The 21153-nt window shown below is 54.8% G+C and carries 21 protein-coding genes, 2 pseudogenes and 1 riboswitch; of the genes and pseudogenes, 3 read left to right on the forward strand and 20 right to left on the reverse strand.

The features are described from left to right. Nucleotides 1-31: 31 nt before the first annotated feature. From ABD76_RS20265 to ABD76_RS30495, 10 genes and pseudogenes are all read right to left on the reverse strand, one after another. The gene (locus tag ABD76_RS20265; protein ID WP_197258951.1) at nt 32-751 is read right to left on the reverse strand and encodes an SRPBCC family protein; all 720 of its coding nucleotides are present in this window, start codon (nt 749-751) and stop codon (nt 32-34) included. 65 nt (nt 752-816) lie between these two features. Further along, nucleotides 817-1014, reverse strand: coding sequence for a hypothetical protein (locus ABD76_RS20270; protein WP_197258952.1), 198 nt, complete (start codon nt 1012-1014; stop codon nt 817-819). Between the two features lie 390 nt (nt 1015-1404). After that, the gene (locus tag ABD76_RS20275; protein WP_242069677.1) at nt 1405-1659 is read right to left on the reverse strand and encodes a hypothetical protein; all 255 of its coding nucleotides are present in this window, start codon (nt 1657-1659) and stop codon (nt 1405-1407) included. Then, nucleotides 1658-1837 (reverse strand): annotated as a pseudogene (locus ABD76_RS20280) (NUDIX domain-containing protein); the annotation flags it as partial. The pseudogene ABD76_RS20280 and the gene ABD76_RS20275, both read right to left, overlap by 2 nt. Nucleotides 1838-1855: 18 nt before the next feature. Next, nucleotides 1856-2452 (reverse strand): AAA family ATPase, encoded by a 597-nt coding sequence (locus ABD76_RS20285; protein ID WP_197258953.1) that lies wholly within the window; start codon nt 2450-2452, stop codon nt 1856-1858. 363 nt (nt 2453-2815) lie between these two features. After that, complete coding sequence (locus ABD76_RS20290; RefSeq protein ID WP_197258954.1) at nt 2816-4432, reverse strand: helix-turn-helix domain-containing protein; 1617 nt, start codon at nt 4430-4432, stop codon at nt 2816-2818. Nucleotides 4433-4574: 142 nt separating this feature from the next. Continuing rightward, the gene (locus ABD76_RS31030; RefSeq protein WP_197258955.1) at nt 4575-4832 is read right to left on the reverse strand and encodes a hypothetical protein; all 258 of its coding nucleotides are present in this window, start codon (nt 4830-4832) and stop codon (nt 4575-4577) included. Between the two features lie 4 nt (nt 4833-4836). Next, nucleotides 4837-5820: an MFS transporter gene (locus tag ABD76_RS20300; RefSeq protein ID WP_197258956.1), complete on the reverse strand. Its 984-nt coding sequence runs from the start codon at nt 5818-5820 to the stop codon at nt 4837-4839. Between the two features lie 242 nt (nt 5821-6062). Then, the gene (locus ABD76_RS30490) at nt 6063-6692 is read right to left on the reverse strand and encodes a helix-turn-helix transcriptional regulator (RefSeq protein ID WP_338125161.1); all 630 of its coding nucleotides are present in this window, start codon (nt 6690-6692) and stop codon (nt 6063-6065) included. Between the two features lie 33 nt (nt 6693-6725). After that, the gene (locus ABD76_RS30495) at nt 6726-7055 is read right to left on the reverse strand and encodes a hypothetical protein (protein ID WP_338125162.1); all 330 of its coding nucleotides are present in this window, start codon (nt 7053-7055) and stop codon (nt 6726-6728) included. 603 nt (nt 7056-7658) lie between these two features. On the opposite strand from ABD76_RS30495, the gene ABD76_RS20310 reads away from it, so the two are divergent. Then, nucleotides 7659-8717: a lytic polysaccharide monooxygenase gene (locus ABD76_RS20310; RefSeq protein ID WP_197258957.1), complete on the forward strand. Its 1059-nt coding sequence runs from the start codon at nt 7659-7661 to the stop codon at nt 8715-8717. A 94-nt stretch (nt 8718-8811) separates the two neighbouring features. On the opposite strand, the gene ABD76_RS29685 is transcribed toward ABD76_RS20310, so the two are convergent. From ABD76_RS29685 to ABD76_RS20340, 9 genes are all read right to left on the reverse strand, one after another. Continuing rightward, nucleotides 8812-8973, reverse strand: a complete 162-nt coding sequence (locus tag ABD76_RS29685) for an S-layer homology domain-containing protein (RefSeq protein WP_242069678.1) — start codon at nt 8971-8973, stop codon at nt 8812-8814. A gap of 8 nt (nt 8974-8981) precedes the next feature. Beyond that, nucleotides 8982-9722: an S-layer homology domain-containing protein gene (locus tag ABD76_RS29690; RefSeq protein ID WP_242069679.1), complete on the reverse strand. Its 741-nt coding sequence runs from the start codon at nt 9720-9722 to the stop codon at nt 8982-8984. After that, nucleotides 9706-10809 (reverse strand): hypothetical protein, encoded by a 1104-nt coding sequence (locus ABD76_RS29695; RefSeq protein WP_242069680.1) that lies wholly within the window; start codon nt 10807-10809, stop codon nt 9706-9708. The genes ABD76_RS29690 and ABD76_RS29695 overlap by 17 nt, the downstream gene beginning before the upstream one ends. 250 nt (nt 10810-11059) lie before the next feature. Beyond that, nucleotides 11060-11428, reverse strand: a complete 369-nt coding sequence (locus ABD76_RS29700; protein ID WP_242069681.1) for a hypothetical protein — start codon at nt 11426-11428, stop codon at nt 11060-11062. A 432-nt stretch (nt 11429-11860) separates the two neighbouring features. Next, entirely contained in the window at nt 11861-12460 is a 600-nt protein-coding gene (locus ABD76_RS20320) for a short chain dehydrogenase (protein ID WP_197258958.1), read from the reverse strand. A 437-nt stretch (nt 12461-12897) separates the two neighbouring features. Next, complete coding sequence (locus ABD76_RS20325) at nt 12898-13308, reverse strand: DMT family transporter (RefSeq protein WP_197258959.1); 411 nt, start codon at nt 13306-13308, stop codon at nt 12898-12900. Between the two features lie 343 nt (nt 13309-13651). Further along, complete coding sequence (locus ABD76_RS20330; RefSeq protein WP_197258960.1) at nt 13652-15421, reverse strand: Rieske (2Fe-2S) protein; 1770 nt, start codon at nt 15419-15421, stop codon at nt 13652-13654. A gap of 105 nt (nt 15422-15526) precedes the next feature. Then, nucleotides 15527-16204, reverse strand: coding sequence for a metallophosphoesterase family protein (locus ABD76_RS20335; protein WP_197258966.1), 678 nt, complete (start codon nt 16202-16204; stop codon nt 15527-15529). A gap of 151 nt (nt 16205-16355) precedes the next feature. Continuing rightward, the gene (locus tag ABD76_RS20340; protein WP_197258961.1) at nt 16356-16679 is read right to left on the reverse strand and encodes an aspartyl-phosphate phosphatase Spo0E family protein; all 324 of its coding nucleotides are present in this window, start codon (nt 16677-16679) and stop codon (nt 16356-16358) included. A 685-nt stretch (nt 16680-17364) separates the two neighbouring features. Between ABD76_RS20340 and ABD76_RS20345 the strand changes: the two genes are divergently transcribed. Both ABD76_RS20345 and ABD76_RS20350 read left to right on the forward strand, forming a co-directional pair. After that, nucleotides 17365-19236: an SLC13 family permease gene (locus ABD76_RS20345; RefSeq protein ID WP_197258962.1), complete on the forward strand. Its 1872-nt coding sequence runs from the start codon at nt 17365-17367 to the stop codon at nt 19234-19236. Between the two features lie 117 nt (nt 19237-19353). After that, nucleotides 19354-19443, forward strand: a riboswitch (cyclic di-GMP riboswitch). A gap of 231 nt (nt 19444-19674) precedes the next feature. Next, entirely contained in the window at nt 19675-20637 is a 963-nt protein-coding gene (locus ABD76_RS20350) for a CAP domain-containing protein (protein ID WP_197258963.1), read from the forward strand. A 317-nt stretch (nt 20638-20954) separates the two neighbouring features. Here ABD76_RS20350 and ABD76_RS20355 read toward each other — a convergent pair. Continuing rightward, nucleotides 20955-21134, reverse strand: a pseudogene (locus tag ABD76_RS20355) (transposase); the annotation flags it as partial. Nucleotides 21135-21153 lie beyond the last annotated feature (19 nt).

Genomic DNA, 21153 nt, shown 5'->3' on the forward strand with positions numbered 1-21153 from the left:
CAGCCTGGAATCGCTCGTACCGCAGGCTGGCTCATCGTGATGATTCGTCTGTCATGTTCGCATCCATAGCTCCCTTTATCGTATGCAGGGAGACAATGGATGCGTATAACACACTCCGGCAATGCGCAGGACTGATAATCGGGCTCTCATACGATAAGCCGGGATTGTACACGATCCAACGCCGCTTCCCAGTGCGTCTCATCAATTCCCTCATATAAATGTCGTCCAGCTTCTCCTGGTGAATCGAGATCGTCGTCTTGCCGGGGCTCTTCGACAGAACGTAGACTTGCAGCGTGGACGGATGCTCCCATCCCTGCGGCTGCCAGGTCAATCGCAGCTTCTGCTCCGGAATGACGGAGCGAATCTGGCCGCGGGTGCCTTCCTCCGTCACATATTCTAGCCGAACCTGCAAAGGCAGGGACGGCAGCGTGCCGAGCCAGCAGGGCAGCCCTTCGGGGGACAGCAGGAAGGTCCATGCCTTATCCTTCGAGACGGGCATCGTCCGCCGCACTCCAATCTGAACGCCTGCCGAAGCCGTCTGGCCGACAGGGACGCGGCCCAGCTTCTGTCCGTATAACAGGGCGAGCATGTCGCTCCACTCCGGCGATACGTCATATTCGCCCGCAATATGCCGGACGATACGTTCATGAGACCAAGCCGGGTCCACTCCCCGCTCCAACTGGTCAATCCACTCTTCCCAGGCTTGGCCCGTATTCGATGCTATCGCTTCTCTGCATTGGGAACCTACCATCGATATTCCACCCTTTCTCGTCGGGAACTATCTGCATTATAGAACAAAAACACTGACATCGGCGGTCAGTGTTTATAATATTCCAATAAATCCGAAGCCAAAGCGATCATATGCTCCTTCAGACCGGCGGGCTCCACAATCCCCACCCTGCTGCTGTACGACAGCAGAACATAAGCCGCCTGGGTATAAACGGTCAGCTCGTCCGGCCGACCCGGAAGCTGCGAATCTCTTCCCGAATCCGGCAGCGGTCGACGACGTGCCATTTGCTTTACCAGTGGACAAGTCCATACGGGTCAGGGATTCGCGCCGTAACGCCGAACGGCACGTGCACCGACGGCATGATGCGGGCCACGCTATCGTTATACCCCATCTGCCTGCAGGATGGGCATTGGCAACGGACAGGCGGAGCACCATCGCCGCCATCTCCATCGCTCTATCGGACCGCCGCAGAGGCAGCACACCGAATGATAGATTACTAGATTCCCGGAAAGGACAAGAAACAGCTTCGCCAGCCATATTCGCCGTGACGTTCTCTGCTACCCAAAATACGGTGAAGAAGACAATCAATGCTTCTTCCACGGTGAAATGCAAGTGCATGCGCTCCTCCCGCCTGCACGCTGTGTAATCGGGTTAAGTTCCTGCTTATTTCACTTTCATGACAAGGGAAGCGTCGACCTCCCGGATGGAACTCCGTCCCGATATCGCCAACTGCAGCTCGGTCTGATGCGGTAGTTCCGGAAGGCCTCGACATTGCTGCGGTTCGTGTCTCCCGCTCCAGCCGCCCCATGAACATAGCCGAACGGAGCTGCGGCCAACAGGCTTTTTGCCTTGCTCTCCCACTCATCGAAGGAGATCGGCAGCAGCTTCGCCGCCTCGTCCCTGCTCTCATAGATCTTCATTTGCACCATGGCAGCCGATCTCTTCCATACATTCGCGAATTACGGCTTGCTCCAGCTTTTCGCCGATTTCCTGGCCGCCCCCGGGGAATAAATAAAATAAACCGTCGCGCTCCCGGCTTTGAGTCAGTAGAATCCGGTTGCGGTCATCGATAATGACCGCCTTCGCAGAATTGCGTATGGGCTTCATGCTGCTGGTCAACCTCCTTTAACCAAAAAAACGGATATGCTTCACTTTGGTGGCGAGCCGATCCCACGATTTCTTGAATGGGCCTCTCTCATCGGGCAATAACGGCAGTCCGCATTCGGTCGCGATGCGGATCACGACATCTTCCACCGTCATCGAATCGGTGTCGAGATGCTGCCGGAACACCGGCTGCGACAAACCGTCAATACATCGGTCTATCTGCTGGGCCGCCCACGACTGCGCTCCCTCGCCCCGGGTTTTCAGGCGCTTCAGCAGCGCTTCCTTCGACGCACATAAGGCAAAATGATGCACGATCGCGCCATCTTCCCGCAGCCTCCCTACGATCTCGTTGAAATAACCGGCATTTACAATCGTCATCGGCACGATGATAGCCCCGTCATACTCGGCGTTCATATGACGAAGCATCGAGTAATTGCACTCCCGCCACATCGGATAATCTTGAAAATCGCTTCGCTTTATTTCATTGGGCACGTTTTTCCGAATGAAAAAACCTGCATTTTCCGGGTCGTAGACAAAAGAGCCCGGAATTCTGCGGTGCAGCTCATAGGCTGTCGTCGTCTTGCCGGAGCCGAACGCCCCGTTCACCCATACAATCATTCGCTTCACTCCATCGTCTCGTGTAGCCCATAAGCCTGTCAGGCCGTCTTATACAATAGATACACATAGTAACGATCTGCATTGCTTACGATAAGCTGAGGCAGATTCCATCCTCATCGAGAAGGATGATCGGGGAGGCATATTCAAGCCTCTCCAACAGCGCAAGGCATGCCTCCACACCCGGCTTCCATCCAGCAATTCCAAATATTACTCTTAGTAATATAGACTGGAATCGGCTGGCCGTCAACGAACTCATAATATGAACGAGCCCGGCTGTTCCGGGAACGCGGCAAGGCCGCCGGAGAAGAAATCCCTTCTTCGGCGGCCTTGCAAATCGAATCCTTCCCGCAAACTATGGCCCGGCTAGGCCAGCGCGTTCAGCACGTCGTCGATTTTGCGGTTATGCGCGATGATGCCATAATTCATCCACGGCCAGAAATCGACCTCATATACGCACTGGTTCCGCACGGCCGGAAGCTTGCGCCATGCAGATGAATCCAATATATCTCTTTCCTCTCCGGGCGCTTCGGAATGACGCTTGTCGAACGTAATGAACAGATGGTCGGCATCGAGCCGCGCAAGCCATTCCGCCGTCAGCGCAGCCTTCCGTGTACGGTTCGCCAACTGCCGCACGAGTGGATGCGGGTTCAAGCCGAGGTCGCGGTACAGAACCGGCCCCGTATACCCCAGCTCCGGCCCCCCGTACAAGCTGACGCCCGCAGCCGAGATTCTGAGGCACGCCACGGTTCCGTTCCGGACGGTGCGCTGCAGCCGGCTCCTCGCCTCCCCCGCCTTGCTCTCGTACTTCGCGATAATATCGTCGACCTTATCCGTCTTCCCCAGCAGGACGGCGGCGATGTGCAGCGTCGTGCGCCAGTCTTCGCCAGGGTGATCCAGCGAATGCACCGGCGCCAATCGTCCGAACCGTTCCCCGGGAATCCATCGGCCGAAGCCTTCATCGAGCAGTATGATATCGGGTTGGCGGCGGGAGAGGGCGCCGAGAGCGCCTTCCGCGACATCGAAAACAGGCACATGCTCGATCCCGAGATAGTCCTGCCGTCCCCACCCGGGACAGGTGCCCTGCATGACGGGCGTCATGCCAAGCGCCACCACGAAATCTTCGAGGAACGGAGCGAAGACGCGTGGCTGCTCGCGATGATTGCGCCGATAATGCCCAGGCGAGATCCCGACCTCCTGCCGGAAGCGGCGGCTGAAATAATATTCATTGTTGAAGCCGACATGCTGTCCGATCTCATACAGCCGATCATTCGTCGTCACCAGCAAGTGCTTTGCCCGTTCGATTCGGATTTTATTCACATAATCAAGCGGGGTGAAACCCGTCATTTTTTTGAATAAGCTGGTATATTTCCAGCGTGCGACAGCCGCCTGCTCCGCCAACTGCTCTACAGTCAACCGCTCCGTATAATGCTGCTCGATATGCAGAATCGATTTGCGCACGGCATCGGCCTGGCTTGTTGCGCCCGCGGCCGCCCGATTTTGCCCCAGGATGAACCTCAGCAGTTGCTGGAACCGGATATGGTTGTCGAAAACAGCCATCGCATCGCTGTCATGCCGCCATCGATAAATGGCTTCCACCTGCTCGATACACTGCGAGAACGGATGGCATAATACCTCCCCTCGGCAAGGAAAAGGCTCGACCGCCCCGGGCGGTTCGTTCGCCCCGGCCCTGTCCGCCCGCAGCGCATCGAAGGCCAATTGATAACAGCACAAGCCGGCATCCCCGGACACGACGGTGGATACCGAACCGGGAGGCGTGCTGTAGCATTTTCCCCGTTCGAGACGGAATCCCGTCCCGGCCATGTCGATTCTGCCGCTGCCTCTGGTGACGACCCACAGCGAATAAGAATCGTTTTGTTCTTGCTTTTTGTGACCATTCGCGGCAAGCATGCAGTACCGAATGTCCTTCATTACATATACCCAGTCTGGGCGAGCCGATGGTTCGGCTGAATTCCCCTTCATTCCTTATCCCCCTGAACCGATCTGACGAGATGGAAAAAGAAAGCCAATCAGCGCGAGGCTGAAAAGCTTTCCATGAACGGAGCGCATTCCGCTTACTTCACGAGCCATTGCAAAAAATCGTCGATTTTCTTCATGTTCGCCGTTATCGCGCCGGACTGCCAATGGATTCGCTCCGCCTTGTGTACCTGTCCCTTTTGAACGGCCGGTAGCGACTTCCATAATGGACTGTCCAGCAATCCTCCACATAGATGCCCGCCACCCGCTGCGGATGGGCCGGAATCTTCACCTCGCCGAATTCGTCCGTCACCGTTCGCATGCCGCCCGCTTCGCTCTCCGTCCCGCCGTCCGGCTTATCCTGGCTCCCCGCCAGCAGCGCCGCCTGGTTCCCTGGTTCCGGCATGCTTCTAGTTCGTCATGCCCGCTTCCGCTTGCGGGGCTCCCTTTCTTCTCAAGGCGAATAAGGCCGAGATGGCGATGAGCAGCACGCAGAACGAATACGGCAGCGATAGATGAGCCGTATATAGTGCCGTGCCGGTAACGGGCCCCAAAAACGAGCCTCCGCCTTGAAGCGCCGCGATATAGGAAGCGACGGTCCGCTGCTCCTCATCCCGGACGGCCATCGAAGCCCCGGCGCTGTACCCCAGCAGCGTGAAGCCGATGCCGATGCCCAAGACCGCGAAATCGAGATATGCGAAGCGCAGCAGCGTCAGCAGGCCCAGCAGACCAATCGTGACGAAGAGCAGCCCGACCCGCAGCACCCGCGATGGATGCCATTTCAAATATTTGCTGATGACAATCTGCGAAGCGACCACCATGACGCCGGAGACGGCCAGGCCTAGACCGATAAGCTGCGTGGCGGCGCCATACATCGGCGCCGTAAGGCCGATCACCGCCAAGCCTCCGCTCATCGCGGGACCAAGCACGAAGCCGAGCCCGTTGGCCGCTCCGAACAGGGCCATGCCCCGCGTGCGCGTCTCCGGCGTCGTCCAGCCCATCACATACGCCTGCGCCATGGCCGGAATGCCGCCGAAGAAGAAGCCAGCCGCCGTACGCAGCAGCAATAGCGTCCAGAACAGCCCGGCGCTCGCGGCGCCGTTAAAATGCGCCTCCGCGTAGTCCGCAAGCTGAGCGAACACCACCAGCGTCGCGACGTAGATGACCATGATCGTTGCCAGCATCTTTTTCCTGCTCATGAAGGTCATTCTCTCCCAGAAGTACCCTCCAAGCAGCCAGGTCAAGCCCGTGATGGAGACGAGACAGCCGGATTGAAGCTCGCTCAGCCCCAGATGGCGGGACAGCGGCCCGATAATCGGATTGAACGCGGCGATAGAGATCATCCCGCACAATACAATAAGAAACATAATGCCCATTCTGAATTTCACAAGCATGCCTCCCCTTTCCTGCCCTTGCCGCTGCATTGGCCCGCCGCAAGCCATGGACAGCGAGGGCCGTGCCAGCCGCCGATGCGGCTGTACAACGCCATTGAGATTCGTTCTCAACGGTACCATGATACGATCGGGGAGAGGCGGCAGGCTACCACCAGCCGGATTCATTCGCTGGTTGCACGGATCCGGACAGGCAAGCTTCGGCGCTCCGGGCGACAAGGATGCGGCAGGCTTTCTCCAATGAGCTAGTGGTCATGGCTAAGGCTGGCCGAAGACCGCCGGACCAGGCTGCCCGGATTGATGCCGTATTTCGTGCGGAACGCTTCCGCGAAATAGCTGGAGTTCGAATAGCCCACCGCGCAGGAGACATCGATGACATTCATATTCCCTTCCGTCAACAGGCGGTAGGCCTTCTCCAGCCGCTGCTCCCGGAGGTAACCGTATACGGTCGCGCCGTACATTTCCTTGAAGCCGGTCTTCAGTTTGTAGTCGTTCAGCCCGATCAGCCGGGACAGCCCGAGCAGCGACGGCGGCTCCGCCATCCGCTCCAGCAGGATGTCCCGCGCTTCCCGGATTTTCAACATATCGGTTCGGCTTAGCTTGGAGCGTCCCGGCAGACCATCCGCCAGGAAGGATCGGAAGGACATCGACAGCAGCTCCAATACGCTGCATTCGATCTCGATATTTGTCGCTTTGCCGTTCCGGGCATATTCCATTAGCCGATTCAGGATGACCGTGGCGGCAGGAAGCGTCGTCTCCTGGAAGCTCCGGAACGATCGCCAACCCATAATTTGCGCAAAATCGACGCTTCTCGTTCCATCCGCCGCTTCCATGAAATGATGAAAGCTGGTCACGGGAATACCGATGCTTATCATCGTGAATGCTTCCTTCCCGCCGAATTCGAAGCACTAATCTGCCTGATTGATGAATTGGAGCGAGCACATCTCCGGCATCATGCTGTATTCCTCGCCGTCGACCCGAATGCCGCGCCCCCCTTGTACCGTGTAACTCAGCTCGACCATAGGCGCTTCCGCAGCGAGAGACAGCACGCAATCGCGATGCAGCTCATACTCCGATAAAACGACTTCCATATCGTGGCGAGGGAGGAAGCGCCGGATTCCCCCTTCGCCAGCGGACATCGGCAGCTCCATCTGCGCGGCATGGGCCCCGCTCTGGCTCGTCAGCCTGAGCTCATCGAAAAAGCGGTTGAAATTGAGATGAAAGTCTGTCCCGTTCATATGGTGCGCCTCCGCTCTTCAATTATAATGATAATCATTCTCATTATTATAACGAAATCCTCCAATTCTGGCTATCCATTTAGGAAGATCGGATCAATTTTGAGGTTCTAAGAGGCAATTTGCCCAGCGTATACGTAGTATTGCGGTTCCGGGACGGCACTCCGGTCTGAATCAGGCTAAATATTAATGCGGTTTAATTAATAAAAATTATAGCCCGCGAAATTGTAAAAAAACATTCAATTCACACACGTTCTTCTTTTTCCTATATGATAGAGACAAACAATTTTCCTTATTTTTCTACCTCGTTCTATCTTCCGTTTCGAAGTCTTTCACCCGCTTTACCTATTCACCGCTTCGCCGTTTGCCGTTTTGGCATATTCCGTTGTTCGCTTTTCTTCTGTGTGCCGCCATTGGGTATAAGCTCTATTATCATAGAGTTTATATAACAACATTCCATAGAAAGGAGGGTATGCCCAGTCTCCCGTCGGATCGTCTTGAGCGTACTGGCAATCTACTAAGGAAGGAGGGTGCGTAATAAAGTTAAAGGGGTTCAACTATTGCGAAATGACGTGATCCAATCCAAAAATTAAAGGAGGAAATCGTATGAATCAGCTTCGTCTGTCGAATCCATTCCTGTCCAAGCTGCTTCTCTCCTGCGGAGTCATGCTGGCCGCCGTCGTCTGTATGGTGCTGTTCGCCGATAAAGCATTCGGGCACGGCTATGTCGAAGGACCGGCGAGCCGGGCCGCCTTGTGCAAATCCGGCCAGAACAAGGATTGCGGAGCGATCATTTGGGAGCCGCAAAGTCTGGAAGCTCCGAAGGGCTTCCCGAACGCAGGGCCTGCCGACGGCAAGATCGCCAGTGCCAACGGCGCTTTCCCGAAGCTTGACGAGCAATCGGCTACCCGTTGGGCCAAGGTCAACATTTCGAGCGGACAAAATACGTTCAACTGGAAATTGACTGCGCCCCATGCGACGTCCAGCTGGAAATACTACATTACGAAGCCCGGCTGGAACCCGAATGCCGCGCTTACCCGCGATTCATTCGTGCTGACTCCATTCTGCTCCGTGGACTATAAGGGAGCGCGCCCGCCGTACACCTACTCGGATACATGCAATGTTCCGGAGCGCACGGGCTACCACGTCATCCTCGCCGTCTGGGAGATTGCGGACACGGCCAACGCCTTCTATAATGTCATCGACGTCAACTTCAGCGGCACCAATCCTGGCGACACCGAGCCGCCAACGGCGCCGACCGGCCTTGCCGTTACGGGAACGACCGCCACGAGCGTGTCGCTCTCATGGAAGGCCTCTACGGATAACGCAGGCGTGACGGGCTACCGCATTTACAACGGCAGCTCATTGGCTGCCTCCGTCTCCGGCTCCACGTTGAGCTATACGTTGAGCGGGCTTACCTCGAACACCTCCTATACGTTCTCGGTGCGAGCGGTGGACGCCGCCGGCAATGTTTCCGCGGACAGCAATGCCGTAACGGCGAAGACCGCCGACGGCCCGGCCGTTGCCGCCTGGGCCCCGAATACCTCCTATGCGGTTGGCGATCAGGTGACCTATAACGGTTCGGTCTATGAGTGCAGACAGCCGCATACTTCGCTGAACGGATGGGAGCCGCCGAACGTTCCCGCGTTGTGGACGCTGAAATAATCCGCGTCTCCCTATAAAATGTAAATCGCCCCCTACCTGGCCTTTCTGGCCAGGTGGGGGGCGATCTTTTTCCTGTTCTGTGCAGCGGCAGCGGTCAAAGCTGCAAATAAAGCCGGTACAGCATTCGGGCAGCTTCCCCGCGCGTGACCGCCTCGCGGGCTTTAATCCGTTTATCGGCAGGAACATCGATCAAGCGCTGCTTCACAGCCAAGGACATGGTTGGCTTGGCCCAATTGGATATCGTTTCTTTGTCCACGAATTGGTTCAGGTAATCCTCCGGATTCGTAGGGTCCGGGATATCGTATGATCCGGCTTAAACGTGCCATCGGGATAACCTTGGACGATATGCTTTTTTTCGGATGAAGCGATATATGGATGATGCCATTGCGGCGGATGCACGTCTGAAAAACTCTCCGTCGCCGTTTCATCCAATGCGTAAAAAGCTCTTACAAGCATGGCCGTGAACTCTGCACGGGTGAGCAGGGAATCCGGTTCAAAATTGCCATTGTCTTTCCCTTTAACGATTCCTTTGGAGCCCAGAAATTGTACCGCTTGCTTTAATTCCGGATCTCGATCGTCAACATCAGGGAACGATGTGGAATTCTCGTCCACGAAATACGTTCCGGAACGGTTGATTTCCGCTTCCATGCCGTTTTTGTACGGATTGAACTTTCCGCCTATCGGCTGCGCTTTTCTTCCATTCGTAAAGAATACGCTGGTATGTGTTGCATCAGCTTGATTCGCAGGCAGAATGAGCTGGATGTTGCTTGATATGTTCGAAAGCTCCTGCCCTTGTTCATCTATAAATTGTACGCGATATCCGCCGTTACTCTCTTTCACCAGACGAATCACGATAACCGGGAGCGAATGGAACAGGCGAGCTGCGGTCTCAACATTCAGCACCAGTTTGGCATCCCCCGCATGAACAGTAATATAGTCGACATCTTTCCGGCCGACTAATCCATTCTTATCCAGCTTGAACATATATTCATTTTGTTCGGGCAAAGACAGAATTTCCGCATTTACGATTAGCTCTCTCGCAAGCGCAATCTTGTTCTCCGATAGCGTCTGCTGTACCGCTGACTTTGCCTTTGACGCATTGCCAGCTATCAATCAACTCGGTCGTTATGACGAGCTGGCCGTTAACAGGAGTCGGCTGTTCGCTGCTAGCGGCCGTGATCACAAGCTCTCCCGCTTGCGTCAGCTCTTCCACAATAAGCGGGTTCTGCTTGTCAGCGTCAGGAACCGACCGGATAGCAGTGAAATACGTATCGGGCAACATGCTGCCGTCAACGACATAAAACAAAAAGTAGGCGGTCTCGTCCGGAAAGCCGGCTCTGGTTGCGGTTGCCCGTACAATGGTTTGTCCGGATTTATTCGCTTTTACGACCGGTATGCCATTCACGTTCGCTAAGCTTCCTATGCTTGGATCGTCAATAGTGTACGTTATTATGGTTCCGGGAAGCACATTGTTTGCGGCAATGGACTGTTGTTCGCCAGGCTGCAGTATCGTGATAAACGGATAAAGGCTGATTTCCGGTAAAGTACGTATCACAGGTTGAGTTTTTGTCTCAAGACGATCACGAGTTGGTTTGTCTGTTGACCCATAACGATTGCCAGTTGGTTTGTTTGCTGTCCCAGAACGATCGCTAGTTGCTTTGTCTGCTGTCCCTGAATAATCGCCAGTTGATTTGTTTCCTTTTCCAGAGCGATTGCCAGATGCCGATTCTTTCGTGAACACAACAAGCTTCGGCAAGGCAGAAACACTATCTTCCCACGCCCACAAGGTCTGATCCTTTTTCAATATATAATTTTTAAATACATATTTCCCCTTTTGTATACCCTTGTCCTTATGGTGTACGGAAGCGATATTCGAAAGCCCGGGGAACACTTTACCGTTGCCTATTGACCAGAGCTTATCGTCCTTTCCCAAAGCATAAGTAGTATCGATATTCGAATCTGTCGGCTGTGAGCTAAATTGAACAATACCTCGCACGCCTGTTGCTTTATGTAATCGGATTGGTATACTTTCGGGTTCATACATTGGCCAAGACCAGACCGTGCCATCTTTCTTATAGGCATAGTTTGTCAAACCGCCCATCCCTATGTTGACGATATCTACAAGCCCTTTGATCTACTTTGGACCTTCGTTATTAAATTGGTTTTGCGGCCAGTACATGTATGCCTCCCATTGCCATACCGAACCGTCTGATTTTAATACATACAAGGTCTTAAATTTTTGGAATCTGCTGGAATAATCGGCGACGAGTGAAGTTACGTGATTTAAATCTTTGATAGGCTTCGGAGTAGTCCTAGAACTATCTATAAGATAGGTGTTGTTCCTAGAATCCCAATACCATACGGTTCCGTCTTTTTTTTAGCGCAGCATAGTTCATCATAAATTTACTTTCCCCGTCCCTGCCCTTGAACGAGAACTGTTTCACATCCTGCAAGCCCGGAATTTGCTTCAGCCTGGCTTTATAGAATGGATCGGAAGCATGGAGGGGATAACCAGAGAAGTCCCAATACCATACCGTTCCGTCTTTTTTTGACAGAAGTATATTCCCATCAAGAATGTCGAAATCCTCGCCGATACGTGTATATTCCTGTTCGCTAACGGCACTTATGTCATTCCCCTTGGCTTGCACCGAACCTGAATGAGCCGTAAGGATTAACACTAAGCTTAACAGCGCTGCCATCAATCGTTTCATTGTAGACCTCCATCAAAAACCTTGTTAATCTCGTTGTTCTGCTTCCCGGATCCACGACGGGTAGCCGATTGCCTGTCCTCGTTTTTCAATCTGGTTCCCTCTCTTTTTCTATTATTTCTCATAATCCTTTCATCGGTTAAAAGGAGTTTAGCTTTCACTTTCACCAAACTATTCTTAATATATTCACTTGCCATAGTCAATGATTAATCCAAAGAATACCCCTTGGCGTTTCCGCACGCCGGGAGTGATCAACCAACCCGGCGTTCCATGTTGCGGCAAGCAGAGTGCCGATGGAAATCTGAGTCGTCTTCTGCCCGTAGACCATCCGAATCCCGGAAGGTCCGTCAACCCATACTAGCGACCGGAATTCCATAACTCAAGAGAGAGGAGCTTGCATATATGCAAGCTCCTCTCTCTTGAGCGGCGCCGCGGTCAATAGACCTCATAGCTTTGTCCCGTCTGCGCGCCTTCCTCGCTCTTGCGATACGCCAGCGCGACCCGCCGCACGGGAACGGGATCGAAGCCGGGGAAGAACGCGCCATAGACATCCATGGATTCCTGCAGCACATTCGGGCTGACGCTGTTGATGCGGATGCCCCGCGGCATTTCGATCGCCGCCGCCTTGACGAACGCTTTGACGCCCCCGTTGGCCATGGCGGCCGAGGCCCCTTGAAGAATCGGATCGTCCATCATGATGCCGGTCGTCAAGGTGAAGCTGCCTCGATCGCGAACATAGCGGTGACCGAGCAGCACCAGATTCACCTGTCCCTTGAGCTTGCTCCCGATCGACAGCTCGTTCTGTTCGGGCGTCATGTCCGCCAGCGGTCCGAAATACGCGCTTCCGGTCGCGCTGACGACCGCATCCACTTCGCCCGTCGCCTCATACATCCCCCGAATGCTGCCCGGGTCGGTGATATCCACTTGCACATCCGGCCCTTGTCTCCCCGCGCGGATGATATTATAACGGGCTTCCAGCTCCGCCGCGACAGCCCGGCCGATCGTGCCGCTCGCCCCTACAATCAATATTTTCATTTCATATCGCCGTCCCTTCCCTATCCAATTATGTAAGCATTACTTCCTATTGTAACCTGCCAGAGATACGTAGAACCACTACATTCGTCAAATGTTGATGCCGTTGAAATCCTCGTCACGCGAGGGACAGCCCATTGGATCCTGGGCCAACGAAAGGCCGACTGCGCCCTACCGGGGCTGCTCTTCAAGCACGGCGATTTTGGAACTCGCCGTTGACCAAGATGGTGACCTTCTGCTAACACAATGGTGACTTGTTGAGAGAAGTTGTCAGGGAAGCCGGGATTGTTCATTGGAAAATTTGCGGAGAAATCACGGGGAGAATCTAAGCCGCGGACCGCCATGCGGGGCAGCGGTTGGCATGCACACAGGTACGCCAGGAGAAGAAACGTCTCACCCGTGCTGTCGCATGCAGCCGGATGAGACGCTAAAGCGTTCCGTTATTCTCCTGTGCGGGCGCGATCTCCGTCGAAGGCGGAGCCGGAATGGACCACAGCCTGGCTGCCCTCGTGAACCGCGCTTTCGGACGGCTTCTCCTGCCCTCCCACATTGAGCCCGATGACGCCCAGTATAATGAGCAGAATCGAGACGCCTTTCATCAAGGACATCGACTCCTGGAACACGAGATAGCCGATGACCGCGATCGCGGCCGTGCCGAGCCCCGACCAAATCGCGTAGGCGACGCTGACCGGCACCTGCTTCAATGATAAATTCAAGCTCGAGAACGCGAGGATATAAAACACAATCATCAACACGGAAGGCCACAGCCTGGTAAACCCTTGCGACAGCTTCATCGACACGGTGCCGGCAACCTCCAGGGCGATGGCGAAGCACAAATATACCCAATGCATGATGCAATGCTCACTCCTTTTTCCATATGGCCATGGCCGTCTCGAATTTCCCGATCTCTTGAAATTCCCCATGGTAATGTTGGAACTATAAAATATTTTTCAGTACCACTTAGGCAGTATAGTATGGGGCTCTTCCCGCTGTCAACTGGAAGTTGCAGCAATTCGGCTGTGAATCGATGTTATCCCGCAGACGAAGCCGAACTTCGACCGGATATCAGCCTCTGCATCCATAGTAAAAAGCGTGAAAACGGCTGCCCCCTGCTGCCAGCGGCAAGCCGCTTCCACGCCTCGCTATTTATTCTTCTTCATAAGACGAGCCTGTCGTCTCCACGTTCCGTTCCCGCTATTCTTCGAACAGCTTCTCTCCCCGGTGCAGCCGCCACGCGATGCGCGCCGTATGCGGCAGCTCCCGCGCTGTCGGCGAATGAGCGGCCAAATAACGCGTCAAGGCAAGCAGCATCGTCTCCTTCGCCCGTGCAGCCAGCGGGCCGCTCTCGGCGCCCCAGCGGTCATACTCCGCGCTGGCCGCCTCATACATCTGATACGAATGGAACTCCGCGTCCTCCCTCAATAGAGCATGGCCGAGCGTATTGAACAAGGCATCGATATCCCCTTCCTGGCGCAAATACTGGGCCAGCCACTCGCCGGCTTCCGCCACCTGCTGCTGCCGATCCAGCAGTTTGAGCAGCCAACTCGGGTCGGTGGAATTCGGATTCGCTTCCGCGTGCTTGCCGCTCGGCCGGCGGGCGGCCGGGACGTTAAGGAAGCGATCCAGGTATACGGTGACGGCAGCGTAATAAATGGCGCGCACCGTGAAGACGTTGGCGCTCCGCCGCAGCGTCTCATGGACGGCATGGGCGTGCGTGAACGTATGGAGCACCGTAATCCAATCCCCGAACTCGTTCTGGGTATGGAAGCGGGTGATCCGCTCCGCCGCAGCAAGAGCGACGAGTTGGGCCAGCCGGACGGGAGAACGTCCGGAGCGCAGCGCATTCGTGAGCGCCTCGATCGTCTGCAGCGGCTGGTTGCCAAGAAGCAAGTCGAGAAGCTGCTGTTCCTCTTCGGCCGGCTGCTGCGCGTCCTCGGTCGAAGCGAGCGTCTCCACGGGGGACCAGGTCATGCTCTCCAGCTCCCGGAAGGCTTCCCGCAGCGGATCGACCAGATTGACCGGCGATTGCCAATGCTGCAGCTCCTCGCTGCGGGTGGCGCGGGCCGGCAGCGGCACGAGCGAGCTGAGGACGCGCACAGCGGAATCGCTGCCGATATGCTGCAAGATTTCGAACGCCTTGTTATGGAAATCGAGCGTATGTCCCCCATCCATATAGAAGTGATCGGTAACCGCCGTCATCATCATCGACATAAGCTCGTTCGGCTCCATGCCGCTGGCAATCGCGCTGGCCAGCACCCGCTCGGCGCCGCGGATGTCGCGAACTTCAATGCATCTCCGGTACCAGGCCGGCAGATGCTCTGTCGCCTGCTGCTCCGTCTCCGGCAGCGGCTGCTGCAGAAAGCGCGCCGGCTGTCCGGCGCAGTCGCGCGCCACGCGGGTAAGCCCGTGATACAGGGCAAGAATGCGCCCGTATTTGTCCAGCTTCGGCAGCACGTTCACCATGGCCGCCAAAATGGTCAGGCCAGAGCTCCAGCCCGCCGAACGGTATGTCGTCCCGAATTCGACGCCCACCCTGGCGATATCCGCCGCGGGCACGCCCGACTCGACAAGCGCGACGACGCTCTTCCCGATCACGAGGGACAGGTTCTGCTCCATCCCTTCCCGCAAGCGCCTTAGCTGCTTCTCCACGCTGCTCGCAACCTGGGGCCTCGGATCGACCCATACGCTACCCTGCTCGACCTTGACCCGGTGCACAGGCACATCGTCAGCCCATGGGTCCAGCGTGCCGCCGCTGCAAACGTCGAACCGGGCGTGATGCCAATGGCAGGTCAAAATGCCATCGCACAGGCTGCCCATATGAAGCGGAAATCCCATATGCGGGCAGCGGTTGTCCACGGCGTACACTTCATCGGCATGCACGAACACCGCAATGCCGCCCTTAATCACCTTGGCTCCCTGCTCCTGAAGCTCTTCCCATGTTCCGGCATGTATCCAATCCGTCATCAATTATCCCTCCTCTGTTCAGTCTACTCCCTCAGAGTTAAGAAATTGCCTTGAATGATTTGCCGCATCGTGCCGCGCTGGAGGCCTTGATGCCCTCTCCCCTCCTTACTCGATATAATAAATATGCCGGGATGGCAGCTCCAGGCAGTTAAGCCGTCCCCCGTATACGCAGCCGCCGTCGATGCCGATAATCGAATTGGTTCCAAAATAGACCTCGTCCGAACCATGCAGCAGCTTCGCGGGGGAATGGCCGAATATGACCGTCTTCGGGCCTCTGTAGCCTTCATGAAATTCCCCGCGTATCCAGACCAGCTTATGCGGATCGCAATCCGCCAACGGTATGCCCGGCTCCACTCCGGCATGGACGAATATAAAATCATCCGTCTCATAATAGTAGGGAAGCTTGTCCAAGAATGAGATGACATCCAGCAATTCATCGGTCCAGCGGATAGCCGCCGGCCTCCCCTCTGCTTCTTCCTCCGCATAGCCGTAGCTCAGCAGCGTCTGCTTCGCCCCGTTGCGGAACCAGCGCTCGACCGCCTTCTCCTTATTGCGGTATGCGTCGAGCATCATTTTCTCATGATTGCCCATCAGGACGATCGCCCCCAACTGATGCAGCCCCCGCACCTTGGCGAGCACTTCTCTTGAGTGCGGGCCACGGTCAATATAATCGCCCAGCAGCAAAAGCTGATCGCGATTCGCGTCATAGCAGGCCATCTCCAGCAGCCGCTCGAACTTTTCCAGTTCTCCATGAATATCGCTAATGACAAGCATTCGCTCCATCGTATCGATCCCTTCCTTCTCTTTCCATCGTACCATGAGCGAATATTTTCTATCCAGCCTTGCAAGCGGAATAAATTCCGTTCCTGTCAGTCAGTTTGACCCGGTGTCCGGCCATCCGCTCTCTCCTAGGACAACTCTGTCTTCATCCTGCTTACTGTTGAAGCAGCGCACCCGCCCGTTGCTGCTTGCCGGGCTGACGGTATCTCGCCTTCTGGACGAGCACAATGTATTGATCCAGCCGCTGACTCTCCCGGATTGCCCGTTCATTCAGCAGATCATTATTTTCCATCGCCAGGCTGACCATTCGCGCCCGGATCTGTTCGATTTTGCGCATCAGATCGTTTATATCCGTCTCTTCTTCCAGCTCCAGCCTGCTCATTATCCATTCCCCGCCAGGAGACGACATATCATTTCGATGAAGGATCGCTTCCTCGTCAACCATTCCGCAGGAACCGCCCTTATTCACTTCTTCCATTCCTTAACATTGCCCTCCCTCAAGCAACATGATTTGACAATTCCAATTATAAGCAATTGCCCCTTCTACATCCTAGTTAAAAAAAGTTAATCATGCCGTCGAAACCCAACTTTTGATTGCAATTTGAGCCATAAAAAGACACTTCCCAGCAGGGAAGTGCCGTGCTATCTTGCTTCAAGACTACTTACCTTGGTATCGTTATGAAATTGTTCGGCGTTACATTTCAATTCCGCTCCGCGATCGTACAAATGTAAGGCTTTCGAGCCATCTGTTAACGAATGACAGAGTTTCCGCTGCTTTTTTGATGCATATACAAAATTTTTTCAAATAACATGATGCGTCGATTGGCAGAGCCTGGCTGATTGTTACGGCGTATTACCCTTCTCCTATTTTTCTTGTCAATCTCTGTCCGCAAAGCTCTGCATTGCCCATCCATAGACATAACTTGCGGTCTGCCTCCTGACAACCGAGCGAATGATTCGGCATCGTTCGACGTCATTTGAGTAATTTTATTTATTTTTCCTTTTTTATACTTAATAGTATCATTATTTCATTATTCTGTAAATGACATTTTTCCATAAAATTCATTCCTTATGCTGAGATTTGAAAGTATTATAGAGTATGATTAGCGAAGAGATTTCCAGACTATCATCGGCATGACAGAAAGGGGTTTTATTCCGTACCCATGAATTCAGACATCATCATTACGCTGATCATCCTGGCCGTGACAGCCATTCTCTTTATGACAGGGAAGATCCGCTCGGATTTGGTCGCGATCTGCTCCCTTATCCTGCTTGTCCTGCTCGGAATATTGACGCCGAGCGAAGCGTTATCCGGCTTCTCCAATTCCGTCGTCATTATGATGATCGGCTTGTTCATCGTGGGAGGCGGGATCTTCCAGACGGGACTCGCCAAGCAGGCCAGCGGCAAGATGCTTCAGCTCGCGGGTCACAGCGAGACGCGCCTGTTGATTACCGTTATCCTGGCCACGTCGCTGATCGGCGCCTTCGTCAGCAATACCGGCACCGTCGCCGTCATGCTGCCCATCGTCGTCAGCCTGGCCGCCAGCGCCAACATGAGCCCGGGACGCCTGTTGATGCCGATCGCGTTCGCCAGCAGCATGGGCGGCATGCTGACCTTAATCGGGACGCCGCCCAACCTGGTCATCAGCGAGACGCTTGCCCAAGCGGGGTTCGATGAGCTGTCCTTCTTCTCCTTCACGCCGATCGGAATCGTATGCCTCCTAATCGGCACCGCTCTCCTGCTGATACTAAGCAGGCTGCTTCCGAAGGGAGAAGGCGAAGGGCGCGGCAAGCGGAACGGGCGATCGCTGCACGAGCTTGCCCGCCAGTATCGGCTGTCCCAGAACCTGTACCGCGTGCAGGCCGGAGACGCAGCGACGATTGTGTCCCGATCGCTGCAGGAGCTCGATATCCCGAACCGGTATCAGGTTCATATTATCGAGATTCGCCGCCGGACATCGAACAAGAACCCGTTCTTCAAGACGCTCAATCAAGAGATAGCCGGTCCGGCGACCGTCATACAGGATAAAGATATTTTGTACGTATACGGTCCTTTCGAGCGGGTGCAAACATTCGCCGAAGCGTGCGGGCTTCAACTGCTTGACCATCAGGCCGCCGAGATCGAGCAAGCCGCCGAGACGAATACCGAGCGGTACGCTTCGGATCAAATCGGCATCGCCGAGGTTCTGCTGCCGCCGAATTCCCCGCTGCTCAATCAGCAGGTGAAGCAGTCGGGATTCCGCGAGAAATATCAGCTCAATATATTGGCGATTCAACGCAAAGGAGAGTATTTGCTGCATCAGCTCAAAGACGAGAAAATTCGGTTCGGCGACGCCCTGCTCGTTCAGGGGACATGGAAAAGCATCGCCCGGCTGTCACGGGAGGAGTCGGATGTGGTGGTCGTCGGCCAGCCGCTGGAGACGGCGGCCGCGATGCCTATGAACCATAAAGCGCCGATCGCGGCCGGAATTATGCTGTTCATGATCGCGCTGCTCATCCTGGAGATATTTCCGGCCGTCATCTCCGTCATGATCGCGGCCGTCCTTATGGTTGCCACGGGGTGTCTTCGCGGTATGGAGTCCGCCTACAAGACGATCAACTGGGAGAGCATCGTCCTCATTGGCGGCATGATTCCGATGTCCACCGCGATCGAGAAGACGGGCGCGGCAGCCTTGCTCTCGCAGAAGCTCGTGCTGAGCCTCGGGAATATCGGTCCGTTCGCCCTGCTCGCGGGCATCTATTTTACGACGTCGATTCTGACGCTCTTCATCAGCAACACCGCCTGCGCGGTCCTGGTCGCTCCGATCGCGATGACAGCCGCGATGCAGTTGGGCGTCAACCCGCATCCGTACCTGTTCGCCGTCGCGATCGCGGCCAGCATGTGCTTCGCCGTCCCGTTCTCGACCCCGCCCAACGCGTTGGTCATGTCGGCCGGCAAATATTCCTTCATGGACTATATCCGGGTCGGATTGCCGCTTCAGCTGCTGCTTGGCATTGCCATGGTGGCGCTGCTGCCGCTCTTTTTTCCGTTTTGAAATCGAGCAAAGGGTCTTTCATTCGACAATCTTATATTTTCAGCAACAAAATAGGATAAATTGTATGTACGTTCCATCTAAAAGGTGATAGAATGAACATATAATAGATACGCTGAAAATCGATAATGGCAAACCCTAGCGAAAGCAGGGGACGCAAAGCCACGGGTCTAATGCATGCACGCATGCGATGATAGCCGGGTTGCCCTAATTGCGACAGTTGTTGCGTCTTTTTGGCGCCGCCTTTAGGGTGGCGCTTTTTTGATTGCATGAGCGCCTCCGTCTATCATCTCATTCTAGCGCAGATCCAATTCGTTATAGAATGGGGAGATAGCTATGGGTACATATCGAAATACGACCGAACACAACCATAACTCAGCAATAGTAAGACAACGTAGACGAACAGCGAGACGGCATGTATCCGCACTCCTCTGCGCTGTAATGGCTATCGGGCTGTTCCTGCCCCCTCCACTCGCTTACGCGGAAGCGGACGGGGCGCTGCGCACCACTCAAGTTGCCGCGGGAGCCAGCAGCACGATTAGCGGCACGGAATTCAAGCTGCAAGGCATCTCCATCGGGATGAGCGAACCGGAGTTGATCGGAATTCTCGGAGAACCCGCCCGCAAAGATTTGAGCGAATACAATTTCGAATGGTACATATACAATCAGAATTATCAACGCTATATCCAGGTCGGCGTGCAGCACGGCAAAGTGGTTGCCCTGTATACGAACGCGCAGGACTGGACGTCCGCCAGCGGAATCGGGTTCGGATCGACGAGGCAAGAAGCAGAAGCTGCTTACGGTTCCCCGCTCGCCAGTCTCAAAAAAGGAAATACGATCTATAAGTTCAAGAACAACGGCGGAGAATACAGCATGCATCAGGTCGGCGGCGTGTATGCCACTCTGTTTTACGATCTGAGCCGGAAAAATACGGTCACCTCGATCCAGCTCATCGATCAGAGTATCGAGTTATCCTTCAATGGCTTTTACGGCAAGCCGAGCGAACGTTTGCGGGAAAGCTTTGAGCGCGAAGTGCTGGATTTGACCAATGCCGTCCGGGTGCGCGAAGGAAAAAAACCGCTCGAGTGGAACGACAAAATTGCGGGTACGGCACGCAAGCATAGCGCCGATATGATGAAGCGCAGCTTCTTCTCGCATGATAATCCCGATGGCCAATCCCCGTTCGATCGGATGAAGCAAGACGGCATCACTTACAAGACGGCCGGAGAAAATATTGCCGCCGGACAAACAAGCGCCATCTTCGCCCACGAGAACTGGATGAATTCAAGCGGGCACCGCAAAAACATTTTAGGCGATTTCGAGCGCCTTGGCGTCGGAGTCTCCTTCGGCGGACCATATCAAGCTTATTATACGCAAAACTTCTTCACGCCAAGTGCGAAATGACGATACTCATCTATAGGCAAGTCAGCGTCAATGAGCAAAGGCTCCCTTATTCAGGGAGCCTTTGCTTTCGCTTCATCTACGGGTATGCGTTACCAGCGCCAGATACGCCGTTCGTTGAAGATAAATTTTTGACTTTAATATGAACTCCTTCTAAAAGTCCGGTGAATTAGTGCAGTTGTAGCCGTCTGATGGACATGCAAAACGAGTAAAACAACTCAGCCAGCGCTGAAATGAGTAGGCGTGACAACGCCTCTGTCATCACGGATTTCGTTTTTTGGCATGCCGACATACCAGTTCGAGATCGCTTTTTCCCAAACCGGGTCAGCCGCCGGGCGACCGGTGCGTTCCGTATATAGCGGCGCTACCCAATCATAGACGATGGATAAATCAAGCGCCTCGTTGATTTGACGCAGGATGTGCTTTTTCGGCACGAGTTCATCCATATCCACGAATTGAAACATCTGAGGCTGGACAGCCGATGACTTATAGGCTTTCATGTTCAATCACTCTCTCGAT

The sequence above is a fragment of the Paenibacillus dendritiformis genome (genome assembly GCF_015845845.1).
GTDB lineage: Bacteria > Bacillota > Bacilli > Paenibacillales > Paenibacillaceae > Paenibacillus_B > Paenibacillus_B dendritiformis_C.